The sequence below is a fragment of the Amycolatopsis sp. N2S4-7 genome (assembly GCF_058119595.1).
In genome coordinates, this window is record NZ_CP172299.1 from 1,430,682 (window position 1) to 1,444,948 (window position 14,267).

Sequence of the window (14,267 nt, forward strand, 5' to 3'; positions counted from 1 at the left end):
AGCTACGGGAGCAGCCGCGCTTCGAGGTCGACGCCCCGCGCGCCGGTGACCTCGGCCCGGACCAGCGCACCCGGTTCCGGGGCGCCGGCGGGGAACGTCACGTGGCCGTCGAGTTCCGGCGCCTGGTGCGCCGCCCAGCCGTGGCCGCCGGTTCCGGCCACCACCTCGACGACGGAGCCGATCCGTTCCCCGGCGCGCCGGGCACCCACCTCGTCGGCGAGGACCGACAGCTCTTCGACGCGTTCGGCGCGCAGGGCGGCCGGCACCTTGTCCGGCAGGGCGGCGGCTTCCGTGCCGTCCTCGTCCGAATAGCCGAACACGCCGGCGACGTCCAGGCGCGCCTGCTCCAGGAACCGCTTCAGCTCGGCGAAGTCCGCGTCCGTCTCGCCGGGGAAGCCCGCGATGAAGTTGGACCGCACGCCGGCCTCCGGCGCGAGCGTCCGGACCCGGTCGAGCAGCTGCAGGAACCGTTCGCGGTCGCCGAACCGGCGCATCCGGCGCAGCACCGGGCCGCTGGCGTGCTGGAACGAAAGGTCGAAGTACGGCGCGACGCCGGGTGTCCCGGCGATCGCCTCGACGAGGCTGGGGCGCAGCTCGGCCGGCTGCAGGTAGCTCACCCGGACCCGGTCGACGACGGCGGCGAGCCGCGGCAGCAGCTTCTCCAGCGCCTGCAGGTCGCCGAGGTCCTTCCCGTACGACGTCGAGTTTTCGCTCACCAGCACCAGTTCCCGCACGCCGTGGCCGGCCAGCCACTCGGCTTCGGCGAGGATCTCGGCGGGCGGCCGCGACACGAACGCGCCGCGGAAGCTCGGGATGGCGCAGAACGTGCAGCGCCGGTCGCAGCCCGACGCGAGCTTGAGCGGCGCGATCGGGCCGCCACCGAGCCGGTGCCGCAGCACCCGCGGGCCGCTGGCCGGCCCGTGCCCCGGCACGTGGGCGGCCACCGCGGCGGGCCGCTGCACCGGCGTGATCGGCAGGAGCGTCCGCCGGTCGCGCGGGGTGTGCGCCGGGTGGGTCTTCCCGTGCAGGACGTCTTCGATGCGGTCGCCGATCTCCGGGTAGTCGTCGAACGACAGCACCGAGTCGGCTTCCGGCAGCGCGTCGGCGAGTTCACGGCCGTAGCGCTCGGCCATGCAGCCGACCGCGACGACCTTCGCGCCCTTGCCGGAGGCGGCGAGGACCGCGTCGATGGACTCCTTCTTCGCCGCTTCGATGAAGCCGCAGGTGTTCACCACGACGACGTCGGCCTCGGCACCGGGCTCGGCGACGCGCCAGCCCGAGTCGCCGAGACGCGCGGCCAGCTCGTCGGAGTCGACCTCGTTGCGCGCGCAGCCCAAGGTGACCAGGGAGACGGTGCGCACCACGGTCAGTACGCGACGATGTCGCCGTGCGGCGGCTGGTCGCCGATCGCCGACACGACGACCGAGTTGCCCTTGGGCCCGTCACCGATCGCCTTGGTCTGGACCAGCACCGGCGAGTCGACCGCGGGCACGACGGCGCCCAGCGGCAGGTAGGCGGTGATCACCATGCCGCTCGCCAGCAGCACGCGGGCGATCCGGCGGCGCCGGTCACCGGCTTCCCGGACGCTGACGCACGTCCCCCACTGCTGCCCGGCCGCGGCCTCCGGGGTGGTTCCCTGACGGCGACGGCGTTCTTCGGCCATCCGCTCGAGCATGCTCACGGTGCCCCCTCGGTGAGTCCGGTGACGGTCGCCCCGAGAATCGCACGCGGCCGGAAACCCGCTCAAGGACTTCACCGGAAGTGGCCGGAACCGGTCAATGACCACCGGAAAGCCGGTCACCGCCGGCAAGCCGGTCACCCGAAGAGCCGTCGCACCTCCGCTTCGACGTCGTCGAGCCACGCGCCGCGCTCGGGCGAACCGGCGCCGGCCACCACCCGCAGCACCAGCCGGCGCACCTCCGGTTCCCCGAGGTAGGGCGCCAGGCAGCGCCGCCAGATGGCGTCGAGCGGGTCGCCGAAGAGCGTCCGCTCGCGCTCCTCGGTGGTGTCGGACGTGTTCACCACGAGCAGCCGCCGCAAGGCGAGCAGCGACTCCGGCGCGCCGCCGGCGTCGCCGAGGCGGTACGCCACCCCGGGGACGAGGATCCGGTCGAGCCAGCCGCTGAGGATCGCCGGCGGCTTGCCCCACCAGTTGGGGTGGATCGCGACGAGCCCGCCCGCGTCCCGCAGCTCCTCGCGGTGCCGCCGCACCAGCGGGTCCGGTTCGGCGGCCAGGAACTCCTCCGCCCGGGTCCCGCTGGTGTACGCCTCTTCCGCCGTGAGCACCGGGTCGAAGCCCTCGGCGTAGAGGTCGTGGAACCGCACCGGCACCCCGGCCCCCGTCAGCGTGCCGACGACGCGCTCGGCGAGCGCGTGGTTGAAGCTGCCGGGCCGGGGGTGCGCGAGCAGCACCATCACCGGCGCGGTCATCCGGTCATCGCGACGAGGATGCGCCGCTTCCCGGTGAACGGCTCGCGGCCGTGCGCCATCAGCATGTTGTTGATCACCATGATGTCGCCGGCCTGCCACGGGAAGGCGTAGCTCACCTCGTCGTAGACCTCGCGGATCTGCTCGAGGTCGGCGGCCGGGATCGGGCTGCCGTCGGCGAAGTAGGCGTTGCGTGGCAGATCCTCCTCCGGGTACAGCTCCAGCAGCGCCTCGCTCACCTCTTCGCCGAGGCTCGAAACGTGGAACAGGTTGGCCTGGTTGAACCAGACGGTGTCCCCGGTGTGCGGTTCCTCCACGAAGGACGGCCGGACGTGCCGCGTGCGCAGGCCGTCCTCGGTCCACTGGTGCGTCTGTCCGTTGCGCGCGCAGTAGTCCTCGACGACCGCGCGGTCCTCGGTCTGGAACGCCTCCTGCCACGTCAGCCCGAGCCCCTCGCGGAACGCGCGCGCGTACGTGACGCCGCCGGCGAACCGCTCCCGGAGGTCTTCCGGCAGCAGCCGGTACATCGCCCGGCTGTCCGCGATCGGCGTGGCTCCCCCGGTTTCCGCGGCCGTGTCGCACAGGAAGAACAGCCGCGCCGGCCAGCTCGCCGAGTAGGAGTTCTCGTTGTGCATCGGGATCGACTCGGCGGGCGGGTACTCCGTCGAGGTGTAGATGTTGCCCGCCACGGCCGAGCGCGGGGTCGAGCGCTCGGTGTAGGTGAGCAGCGCCCCGCCGATCGTCTCGGTGACCCGGTTGAACAGGTCGAGGTCGACCGGCAGCCCGCGCAGCAGGATGGCGCCGTGGTCGCGCAGGTGCTGCCGGAGCTGCGGCAGGTGCGCTTCCACCCAGGCGAGGTCGGTGGCCGGGTAGAGGGCGATGCGAGTGTGCTCGTTGCCTTCGAGCTGCCCCAGCGGCGCCGCGAGATCGGCGGTCATGACTCCTCCAGTTCGAATCGGACAAGCTTGGCGGCCTCGGCGTGCAGCGCGGCCAGGTTGTCGGCGTCGGCGAACCCGGCGACGAGGACGTTGACCGCGTAGATCTCCTGGTTGTCGGTGAGCACCTGGCCGGGCGAGACGATGGTGACGACTTCGAGGACTTCGGGCAGCGCGGCGACTTCCTCGGTGCCGGTGACGCGCACCAGCCGCCCGGTGCCGTCGGCGTAGACGACCAGGTAGCCGACCGGCACGGGCAGGCCGGTGCCCCGCGCGGGCGGCGGGGTGCCGAGGGCGAGCGAGACGGCTTCGGCGGTGACGTCGATGCCGGTGGCGAGCTTCAGCAGCGCGGGCTGCGCTCCCCCGGCGGGGCGCCCGGCGTTGACCTCGACGACCACCGGTCCGAGCTCGGCGTCGTCGATCACCTCGACGTGGGCGGACGTCTGGTCGAGCCCCAGGGCCAGCACGGCGTCGGCGGCCGCCTTCCTGATGGCCGCCGCCCGCTCGGGAGCCAGCCCGAACGGCGGGCAGACCATGGCCAGCTCGAACTTCCGCTCGTCGATCAGCGGCTTGCCGACCACGGTGACGGGCTCGGCGACGCCGTCGCGGACGAGCACGTCCACCGCGTACTCCGGGCCGTCGAGGAAGCCCTCGACCAGGAACACCCGCAGCGGGTCGATCGCCCCCGGCAGCACGCGGTGGTAGCGCGCGTCCGCGTTCTCCGGGAGCCGGGTGGCGAGCAGCTCGTAGGCCGCCGTTAGTTCCTCCACTGTGGACACCGTGCGCACCAGTGTGCTCGCCGCGCCGTTGACGGGCTTGACGATCGCCGGGAGGCCGACCTCCTCGGCGATCTTCGCGGCGTCGGCGGGGTCGGCGAACAACGCGCACCGCGGCCCCGGCAGCCCCACCCCGGCGAGCACCTGCCGGACGGCGAACTTGTTGTGCGTCACCGTGAACACGTCGGCTGGGCAGCGGGCGACGCCGAGGAGCTCGGCAACCCGGGCGGTGCTCGCGATGATGCCCTCGGCGGCGGTGAGCACCGCGGCGGGCTCCCGGTCCCGCAGGGCTTCGGCGACGGCCGCCGCGTCCCGGACATCGGGGACGACGACGCACCCGTCCAGCTCCGCCGGGAGCTCGGCCTCGTCGAGGGGTTCGGTGACGAGCTCGACCCGGAACCCTTCCCGGCGGACCGCCGCGACGACGTCGTGGATCCAGTGCCCGCGCGTCTCGCGGACGACGAACGCGGTCTTCACGAGACCTCCAGCCGGATCAGTTTGCTCGCCTCCGCGTGCAGCGCGGCGAGGTCTTCGTGGTCGGCGAACCCCGCGACGACGAGGTTCACCGCGTAGGTCTCCTGCTCGTCGGTGAGCACCTGGCCGGGCGAGACCGTGGTGACGACGTCGACGACCTCCGGCAGCGCGGCGACCTCGTCGAGCCCGCCGATCCCGGTCAGGGTGCCCGAGCCCGAGGCGTACAGGATCAGCATGCCCAGCGGGATCGGCAGCTTCGCCGGTTCCCGCGCGGGCGGCGGTGCGCCGAGCGCCAGCGCCGTCAGCTCGGCGAAGACGTCGATGCCGGTGCGCAGCTTGGCCAGCAGCGGCATGATCGACCCCGCCGGGCGGCCCGCGTTGACCTCGACGATCGTCGGCCCCCGCTCGGCGTCGTCGATCACCTCGACGTGCGCGACCGTGTTGTCCAGTCCCAGCGCGAGAACCGCCGCCGAAGCCGCGGAAGTCACCAGTTCGGCCCGCTCCCCGGTGAGCCCGGCCGGCGGGCAGGACAGGGCCAGCTCGAACTTGCGCTCGTCGATCAGCGGCTTGTCGAGGATCTCCACCGGTTCGGCGACGCCATCGCGGACGAGCACGTCCACCGCGTACTCCGGGCCGTTCAGGAACCCTTCGACGAGGAACGTCGACGCCGGGTCCAGGGTGCCCAGCGGCCGGTGGTAGCGCGGGTCCGCGGACTCGGGCAGCCGCGAAGCCAGCAGCTCGTACGCCGCCGCCAGCTCCTCCACGGTGGACACCGTGCGGACGAGGTTGCTCCCGGCGCCGTTGACCGGCTTGACGATCGCCGGCAGCCCGACCCGCGCCGCCACCTCGGCCGCCTCCGAAGCCGACGAGATCAGCGCGAACCCGGGACCCGGCAGCCCGGCCGCGGCCAGGGCCTCCCGGACGGCGGACTTGTTCGCACACAGGGCGAACACCGAGGCCGGGCAGCGGGCGACGCCGAGCAGCTCGGCGACGCGGGCGGTGCTCGCGATGGCCCCGTCGGAACCGGTCAGCACGGCGGCGGGCGAGCCGAACTCCGAGCGGATCTTCGCGGCGACGGCTTCGGCGTCGAAGAGGTCGCCGACCGCCACCACGTCGTCCACCACCGCGGCGAGCGACGCGCGCTCGGCCGCGTCCACCGGCGGTGCGAGCAGCACCGCGCGGTGGCCGGCCGCGTGCACGGCGGCGGCGACCTCGCCGACCCAGTGCCCGCGGGCTTCCCTGATCAGCACCACGACGCTCACGCGGCCTCCTTCCCGGCGAGCTTGCGCTCCCGTTCCTGCGCGCCGACCAGGTCGTCCGGCAGCGAGTCGGGCACCTCGGTGTCGAAGCGCCGCAGCAGCCGCACGGCGAACCCGCCGGCGTTGACCAGCAGCAGGACCAGCGCGTAGACGACGTAGGCGAGCCCGACCCCGCGGCCTTCCCCGGTGCCCAGCACGGAGCCGGCCGATCCGGCCAGCGCACCGCCGGGGGCCAGCAGCGGCGAGAACCAGCCGACGGCCAGGGGCGCCAGCACGGCGAACCCGATCGGCAGCGTGGACCAGGTGATCGTCTGGTTGATCGCGAACACCCGGCCGTGGAACCGCTGCGGCACCTTGACCTGCACCAGCGTCGCGTAGATGCCCTGGGACACCGCCATCGCGGCGGCCAGCAGGAACACCCCGGCGGCGACGACCACCAGCGACGGCCGCAGCCCCATCACCAGGCTGCCGAGCGCGATGCCGACGTTGCCGACCAGGACGCCGACCATCCGCCGGTGGCGCGGGCCGCCCCACAGGGCCATGCCGATGCCGCCGGCCACGGCGCCGACCGCCTCGGCCAGCGCGACCCGGGCGACGTCGGTGACCGTGCCGAACGACAGCACCAGCGGGGAGACGAGCACCAGCGCCGGCGCGAGGAAGACGTTGGCCAGCGCGAAGTACAGCAGCATGGTGCGGAAGCCGCGGTGGTTCCAGGAGTACTTCAGCCCGCCCGCGATCGCCGTCAGCAGCGGTTCGCGCGGGCGCCAGCCCAGCAGGTCGGGGAACCGGACGAACAGCAGGCTGACGATGGCGAACGCGTAGCTCACCATGTCGAGGACCAGGATCCCGGACAGCTGGATCGCGGCCAGCAGCCCGGCCGCGATCACCGGCATCAGCAGCTGCGCGAAGCCGTTGGACAGCTGCGCCAGGCCCATCGCGTGGCCGAGGTACTGCTTCGGCACGAGCTGCGCGACCGACGACTGGTAGGCGATCCGCTGCAGCGACCCCGCGACCGAGCCGAGCGGGATCAGCACGTAGATGAACCACAGCTGGAGGTGGCCCGCGGTCAGCAGCACCGCCAGCGCGAGCTGGATCAGCCCCGCGACGGCACTGGCCGCGATCATGATCTTCCGGCGGTCGCCGCGGTCGACCAGCGCGCCCGCCACCGGCAGGATCAGCACCCCGCACAGCAGGGCCAGGGCCCAGAGCAGGCCGAGGTCGGTGACCGAGCCGGTCTTCGTGTAGAGCCAGATCGGCACGGCGAACGACGTCAGCGCCGAGCCGGTCGAGGAGACCAGCTGGCCGACGGTGACGGTGACGAACCGGGCCATGCTCGGCTTGATCGCGGGCTTCTCGTCCACGACGGCCCGGTGGGTGTCGTGGACCGCCCAGCCCGCGTCCTCGCCGCGGGTCGAGACGTGCAGGTCGCCCGGGTCGTCGAGCGCGGGGTGCACCCGGGTGAGGATTTCGGCCAGCTCCTCCGCCCGGTAGCGGAGGAAGAAGTGGCCCGCCTGGTCCAGCACGACCAGCGCGGTGCGGTCGGTGAGGAACTCCCATTCGCGGTAGCGCTCGGCGTAGTAGTCGGTGACCGGGTCCTCCGAGCCGACGACCGAGATGATCGGCGCGCGCAGCTTGGCGACGCGGGCGTCGAGCAGGCCGCTGAAGTACTCCTCGGCGGCGCGGCTGTCGGCCCGCATGTTGCCGATGATCCGGTCGGCCTGCGCCGGGTCGAGGTCGTCGGTGTCGACGCCCATGCCCTTGAGCCAGTTCGCGTAGTACCGGTTGCTGCGCAGCTTCTCCAGCTTCGTGCGCAGGGTGCCGACGGCCCCCTTGATCCGCGCGAACGGGAAGATCGCGCCGATGTGCACGACCGCCAGCTCGCGGCCGCGTTCTTCGAGCCGGCGCGCGACGCCGACGGCGAGGGCGTTGCCGACGCCGCAGTGGCCGTAGATGGCCAGCGGGCCGTCGATCCGGTCCAGGACCTCGTCCGCGAGCCGCTCGACCAGCTCGTCGAACGGGACGGCCTCTTCGGTCAGGCCGACGTCGTGGCCGGGGATCGCCACGGAGAACAGCGCGTACCCGCCGGGCAGCGCGTCGGCGAGGGGCTGGTAGACGATCGCGCTGCCGCCGCCGTACGGGAAGCAGACGTAGGTCAGCGTCGGCTTCGCGACCGGCTTGGTCAGCTCGTACAGCAGGTGCCCCGGCTCCTCGCGGTCCCCCTCCAGGAAGGACGCCAGGTCGCGGATCGTCCGGTGCTGGAACAGGTCCATGACCCCCGCCTGGTGCCCGGCCTTCGCGATTCGCGCGACCACCTGGGTGGCGAGCATGGAGTGGCCGCCGAGGTCGAAGAAGTCGTCGTCGACGCCCAGTTCCGCCACCTTGAGGACGTCCCGCCAGATGTCCGCGAGCAGCACTTCCAGCGGCGTCGAGGGTTCGACGAGCCGGGTGCTCGCGTCGCGGGCGGCGACCGGGGCGGGCAGCGCCTTGCGGTCGAGCTTCCCGTTCGGCGTCAGGGGCAGTGCGTCGAGCGTGACGAACGACGGCGGCACCATGTAGTCGGGCAGCGCCTGCTTCAACGCCGTCCGCAGCGTGCCCGGGTCGGCGTCACCGACGACGTACCCGACCAGGCGCTTGTCTCCCGGCGTGTCCTCGCGGACGAGCACGACGGCGTCGTCCACCCCGGGCTGCTCACGGAGGCGGGCCTCGATCTCGCCCAGCTCGATGCGCAGGCCGCGCAGCTTGACCTGGTGGTCGAGGCGGCCGAGGAACGCGATCGTGCCGTCGGCGCGCCAGTGCGCGAGGTCGCCGGTGCGGTACATCCGCCCGTCGTGGAACGGGTCGGGCACGAACCGCTCGGCCGTCAGCTCCGGCCGGTTGTGGTAGCCGAGCGCCAGGCCGACACCGGCGATGTGCAGCTCACCGGGGACGCCGACCGGGCACGGATTGCCCCGCTGGTCGAGGATGTAGATCCGGGTGTTCCGGATCGGCGCCCCGATCGGCACGGACGCGACTCCGGCCAGCGCTTCCGGCGTGCAGTGCCACGCCGTGACGTCGATCGCGGCCTCGGTCGGGCCGTAGAGGTTGTGGAGTTCGCAGTGCGGCAGCCGCCGGACGAAGTCGCGGGCGGTGTCCAGTGGCAGCTCCTCGCCACTGCAGACGACCCGCCGCAGCGCCGGGATCGGCTCGACCCCCGGTTCGGCCAGGAACAGCGTGAGCATCGACGGCACGAAGTGCGCGGTCGTGATGCGTTCGGAGACCAGCAGCTCACGCAGGTAGGCCGCGTCCTTGTGCCCGCCGGGCTCGGCCAGCACCAGCCGGGCGCCGGTGATGAGCGGCCAGAAGAACTCCCACACCGAGACGTCGAAACTCGCCGGGGTCTTCTGCAGCACGGAGTCCGACCCGTCGAGGCCGTACGCGCGCTGCATCCAGTCGAGCCGGTTGACGATCCCGCGGTGCCCGTTCGGCACGCCCTTCGGCCGCCCGGTGGACCCGGAGGTGTAGATGACGTAGGCGGGGTCGTCGGCGCTCGCCAGCGGCTCCGGAGGGGTGGCCGGGCCGGTCAGGTCGTCGAGGACGACGACGGTGGCGGCGCACGGCGGGAGCGTGTCCCGGAGCGCGGCCTGGGTCAGGACCACCGGTGCGGCCGCGTCCTCGAGCATGAACGCGAGCCGGTCCGCGGGGTAGTCGGGGTCGAGCGGCACGTAGGCGCCGCCGGCCTTGAGCACCCCGAGCAGTGCGACGACGAGTTCGAACGACCGGTGCGCGAAGACCCCGACGAGCGTGCCCGGCCGGACACCCAGCTCACGGAGGCGGTGGGCGAGCCGGTTGGCGCGCTCGTCCAGTTCCCGGTAGCTCAACGACGAGCCGCGGAACGTCAACGCGGGTGCGGCCGGCGTGCGGGCGACCTGGGCCTCGACGAGCTGGTGGAGAGTGCCCGGCGGGATGTCCCCGTCCGTGGCGTTCCAGCGGTTCAGGACCAGGTCGCGCTGGTCCCCCAGGATGTCCAGTTCGGACACCGGCCGCGCCGGCCCGTCGACGACCGAGCGCAGCAGGGCGACCAGGCGCCCGGCCATAGCGGCGACGGTCTCCGCGCCGAACAGCGCGGTGTTGTGCACGAACTTGCCGATCAGGCCGGAGTCGACCTCGATGGCGTGGAACTCGAAGTCGAACCGGGTCGAGGGCAGGTCCATCGGCAGCCAGCGGAAGTCCACTTCGGACTCCCCGGCCGCGCCCATCCGGCCCATCTCGTAGTTCTGCAGGGCGAACATCGCCTGGAACACCGGCGAGCGGCTCACGTCCCGCGGCACGCCGAGGGTGTTGACCAGCCGCTCGAACGGGACGTCGGCGTGGTCGAACGCGTCGAGCACGTGCCGCCGGGTCCGCTCCAGCAGCTCGGTGAAGCTCGGGTCGCCGGCCAGCTGGGCCCGCAGCGGCAGCATGTTGACGAACATGCCGACGACGCCCTCCAGCTCGGGCAGCCCGCGCCCGGCCGACGACGACCCGACCGCGAAGTCCTCCTGCCCGGAGTACCGGGCCAAAAGCACCTGGTAGGCGGCGAGGAGCGTCATGAACAGCGTGACACCGTGCGCGCGGCTCAGGTCGCCGAGCGCCCGGGCGAGGTCCCGCTCGACGAAGAACTCGTGGATCGCCCCGTCGAACGTCTGCGTCGCCGGACGCGGCCGGTCCGTGGGCAGCTCCAGGGGCTCGACGCCCTGGAGCGTCTCCTGCCAGTGGTCCAGCTGCCGGTCCAGCTCGGCGCCGGTCAGGGTCCGGCGCTGCCAGTGCGCGAAGTCGCCGTAGCCGATCGACAGCTCCGGCAGCGTGGCCGCCGTGCCGTGGTAGTGCGCCGCGAGGTCGCGCAGCAGCAGGTCGACCGACCAGCCGTCCCCGACGATGTGGTGCGTGCAGACGGCGAGGACGTGCAGCTCCTCGCGCACCCTGACCAGCGTCGCGCGCAGCAGCGGGCCTTCGGCCAGGTCGAACGGCTCGGCCGCGGCCGCGGCGACCGCCGCCCGCGCCGCGTCTTCGTCCGCGACCTCCACAGTGGACAACGGCACGGTGACGACCGGTTCGAAGCGGACGGACGGCTGCCCGTCGTCCCCCGCCGGGAACCGCATCCGCAGGGCCTCGTGCCGCGCCGGCAGGGCGTCCAGCGCCCCCTGCAGCACCCCGGCGTCGAGGCGGCCGGTGAGCCGGATCGGCACGGGGATGTTGTACGACGTCGTCCCCGGCGCGAACTGCTCCATGAACCAGACGCGTTCCTGCTGGTACGACAGCGGGACGGGGTCGCCGTCCGGCCGCCGGGTGATGGTCGCGGCCGGCTCGGCGCGCCGCCGCAGCCGCCGTTCCAGCAGGGCCCGGCGCGCGGCCGCGCTGCTGGTTTCGTCGATCGTCGTCACGCCTGCTCACCTTCGGCCAGCTGCCGCCGGACCTCTTCGTCGCTGAGCTGGTCGAGGTCCTCGGCCAGCCGCCGCTCGACCTCGGCGGCGAGCCCGGCCACCGTGGTGAACGAGAACAGGCCGCGGACCGGGAGGTCGACCCCGACCTGCTTGCGGATCCGGGCCATCGCGCGGATCGCCAGCAGCGAGTTGCCGCCGTGGGCGAAGAAGTCGTCGTGGACGCCCAGCTTCTCCACGCCGAGCAGCTCGCCGAGCACCTCGGCGACCAGCTCTTCGGCCGCGGTGGCCGGCGCCACGTACTCCGTCTCGCCGCCGAGCCGCGGATCGGGCAGCGCGGCCCGGTCGAGCTTCCCGCTCGCCGCCACCGGCAGGGCGTCGAGCGACACGAACACGGTCGGCACCAGGTACTCCGGCAGGGTCTGCCGCAACGCTTCGGCGGCGCCGTCGGCGTTTCCGACGACGTAGCCGACCAACGTGCCTTCGCGGACGGCCACCGCGGCGTCGCGCACCTCGGGCAGCTCCCGCAGCGCGGCTTCGACTTCGCCGGGTTCGATCCGGTAGCCGCGCAGCTTGACCTGGTCGTCGGTCCGGCCGAGGTACTCGAGGGTGCCGTCGCGGCGCCAGCGCGCGAGGTCGCCGGTGGCGTACATCCGGCCGGCCGGGCCGTCGGGGAACCGTTCGGCGGTCAGCTCGGGCAGCCCGAGGTAGCCGTGGGCCAGCTGCGGCCCGGCCAGGAAGAGCCGGCCCGCGACCCCCGGCGGCACCGGCCGGAGCCGGTCGTCGAGGACGAAGACCCGGGTGCCGGGCGCCGGGCGGCCGATCGGGACCGGCCCGGAGAGGGGGCCGTCGAGCCGGTGGAGCACGCAGCCGACGGTCGCCTCGGTCGGGCCGTACTCGTTGGTGACCGCGATGCCGGAGAACGGCCGGACCGCCTCGCCCATCAGCGCCTCACCGCCGAGCACCAGATCGCCGGTGGGGTAGGACTCCTCCGGCAGCACGGCGAGGTGCGTCGGGGTGGCCTTGACGAAATCGGGGCGGCCGGTGTCCACGACGGACCCGCCGGCCGTCAGCGGCCCCAGCAGCGTGGTCACCGTCAGGTCGAACGACACCGAGGTGTGCAGCAGCGCGCGGCCCGCCAGGCTCGGGTAGGCCTCGCGCGCCCAGCCCAGGTAGGTGGCGAGGGCGCGGTGCCCGACCTGCACGCCCTTCGGCCGTCCGGTCGAGCCGGACGTGTAGATCACGTACGCGACGTCGCCGGGCCCCGCGGCGGGCTCGGGGTTCTCCGCGGACGCGCCGGCCCACACCGCCGGATCGTCGAGCGCGAGGGTCTCCCCGTCGAGCGTGACATCTCCGGCGGTGAGCACGACCCGCGCCCCGGCGTCGGCCAGGATCAGCGCCTGCCGCGGGGCCGGGCTCGCGGGGTCGAGCGGCACGTAGGCGGCGCCGCTCTTCAATGCGCCGAGAATGCCGGCGATCAGCTCGGCCGAGCGGGGCGCGCACACGCCGACCACCCCACCGGCACCGAGGCGGTGCGCGACCCGGTTGGCCCGCGCGTTCAGCTCGGCGTAGGACAGCCGGACACCACCGAGGTCGAGTGCGACGGCCTCGGGCGTCTCCCGCACCTGCGCTTCGAAGCGCGCCACGAACAACGGTGAGTCCACAGTGGAGGAGCCGCTCCACTCCTCGACCTGGGCCCGCTCGGCGTCCGACAGCAGCGGCAGGTCCGCGATCGCTGCCGCGGGGTCCTCGACCGCGGCGGCCAGCAGCCGCAGGAACCGCTCGGCCATGGCCTCGGCGGTGGCCCGGTCGAACAGGTCCGTGCGGTAGAGCAGCCGGCCGCCGGTCGCGGTCAGGTCGATCGCGACGTCGTCCTTGGCCGTGGCGTAGCGGACCGGCTCGATGCCCGAGTCGGGGATGAAGTTGAAGCCGAGCTGGTAGAGCGCCTGCACGGCCGGGTCGCGGTCGGGCCGCACCTCGTCGGCGACCAGCTGGAACGGCACGCGGCCGTGCTCGATCGCGTCCAGCACCGCGGTGCGGACCCGGCCCACCAGCTGGGCGAACGACAGCTCGCCCCCGCAGTCGACGCGGATCGCCAGCTGGTTGACGAACATGCCGATCAGCGGCGCCAGCTCCGGCAGTTCGCGCCCGGCGACCGGGACGCCGACGACGACGTCGGCCGAACCGGACAGCCGCGAAAGCAGCGCGGTGTACCCGGCCAGCAGCACCATGAACGGCGACGCCGACAGCCCGCGGCCGACTTCGCCGACCCGGTCGAGCAGCCCGTCGGGCAGGGCGAAGTCGACCTGGTCGCCGTCGAACCCGAATTCCGCGGGCCGCGGCCGGTCGGTGGGCAGGCTGTGCACCGGCGGGAGCCCGGCCAGCCGTTCGCGCCAGTAGTCCAGCTGGGCACGCACGAGCGGGAGCTGGCCGCGCTGCCACGCCGAGTAGTCCGCGTACTGGATGGCGAGCTCGGGCAGCCGCGGCAGCCGCCCCTCGGCGGCCGCGTTGCACGCTTCGTTCAGCTCGCCGGCCAGCACCACCACCGAGCCGGCGTCGAACACCGTGTGGTGCACGACGAAGGTGAGCAGCCAGGCCGTGTCGGCGAGCCGGCACAGCTGGGCCCGCCACGGCGGCGCGGTCTCCAGGGGGATCGGGCGGCGGGCGATCACCTCGGCGAGCTCGGCCGCCTTCGCCTCCCGCTCGGCTGGGGGGAGGTCACGCAGGTCGTGCACCTCCGGCTCGATCGGCACCTCGGCGTGCACCACCTGGACGAGCTCGCCGCCGTCCATCCGGAACGCGGTGCGCAGGGCCTCGTGCCGCCCGACGACCACGCCGAGCGCGGCCCGCCACTGGCCCACCGTGAGCGGCAGGTCCTGCCGCACCTGGCAGGGCAGGTTGTACACCGGGGACGCGGGGTCGAGCTGGTTGGACAGCCAGATCCGCTCCTGCCCGAACGAGGCCGGGAACGTCCATTCCTTCGTGTCGGTCATGTCTCCT

8 protein-coding genes are annotated in these 14,267 nt (G+C 73.4%); all 8 read right to left on the bottom strand.

The genetic code is table 11. The features are described 5' to 3' along the window. Positions 1-2 precede the first annotated feature (2 nt). Positions 3-1,370, bottom strand: coding sequence for a 30S ribosomal protein S12 methylthiotransferase RimO (gene rimO / locus ACH54P_RS06555; RefSeq protein WP_489916335.1), 1,368 nt, complete (start codon positions 1,368-1,370; stop codon positions 3-5). After that, complete coding sequence (locus ACH54P_RS06560; protein WP_489911421.1) at positions 1,367-1,681, bottom strand: hypothetical protein; 315 nt, start codon at positions 1,679-1,681, stop codon at positions 1,367-1,369. Before ACH54P_RS06560 ends, rimO begins: the two co-directional genes overlap by 4 nt. Before the next feature lie 134 nt (positions 1,682-1,815). Further along, positions 1,816-2,430 carry an NAD(P)H-dependent oxidoreductase gene (locus ACH54P_RS06565; protein WP_489911422.1) on the bottom strand — a complete coding sequence of 205 codons (615 nt, stop codon included), beginning with the start codon at positions 2,428-2,430 and terminating at the stop codon, positions 1,816-1,818. After that, positions 2,427-3,365: a TauD/TfdA family dioxygenase gene (locus tag ACH54P_RS06570; protein ID WP_489911423.1), complete on the bottom strand. Its 939-nt coding sequence runs from the start codon at positions 3,363-3,365 to the stop codon at positions 2,427-2,429. The genes ACH54P_RS06565 and ACH54P_RS06570 overlap by 4 nt, the downstream gene beginning before the upstream one ends. Continuing rightward, positions 3,362-4,615, bottom strand: a complete 1,254-nt coding sequence (locus tag ACH54P_RS06575; protein ID WP_489911424.1) for an ATP-grasp domain-containing protein — start codon at positions 4,613-4,615, stop codon at positions 3,362-3,364. The genes ACH54P_RS06570 and ACH54P_RS06575 overlap by 4 nt, the downstream gene beginning before the upstream one ends. Beyond that, positions 4,612-5,874 carry an ATP-grasp domain-containing protein gene (locus ACH54P_RS06580; RefSeq protein WP_489911425.1) on the bottom strand — a complete coding sequence of 421 codons (1,263 nt, stop codon included), beginning with the start codon at positions 5,872-5,874 and terminating at the stop codon, positions 4,612-4,614. Before ACH54P_RS06580 ends, ACH54P_RS06575 begins: the two co-directional genes overlap by 4 nt. Beyond that, on the bottom strand, positions 5,871-11,270 hold the full coding sequence (locus tag ACH54P_RS06585; protein WP_489911426.1) for a non-ribosomal peptide synthetase/MFS transporter: 5,400 nt from the start codon (positions 11,268-11,270) through the stop codon (positions 5,871-5,873). Before ACH54P_RS06585 ends, ACH54P_RS06580 begins: the two co-directional genes overlap by 4 nt. Then, positions 11,267-14,260, bottom strand: coding sequence for a non-ribosomal peptide synthetase (locus ACH54P_RS06590; RefSeq protein WP_489911427.1), 2,994 nt, complete (start codon positions 14,258-14,260; stop codon positions 11,267-11,269). The genes ACH54P_RS06585 and ACH54P_RS06590 overlap by 4 nt, the downstream gene beginning before the upstream one ends. Positions 14,261-14,267: the final 7 nt, after the last annotated feature.

Excerpts from the sequence above, each read along its gene's own strand:
- ACH54P_RS06570 (WP_489911423.1), bottom strand. The coding sequence starts at position 3,365 with ATGACCGCCGATCTCGCGGCGCCGCTGGGGCAGCTCGAAGGCAACGAG.
- ACH54P_RS06565 (WP_489911422.1), bottom strand. The coding sequence starts at position 2,430 with ATGACCGCGCCGGTGATGGTGCTGCTCGCGCACCCCCGGCCCGGCAGC.
- ACH54P_RS06590 (WP_489911427.1), bottom strand. The coding sequence starts at position 14,260 with ATGACCGACACGAAGGAATGGACGTTCCCGGCCTCGTTCGGGCAGGAG.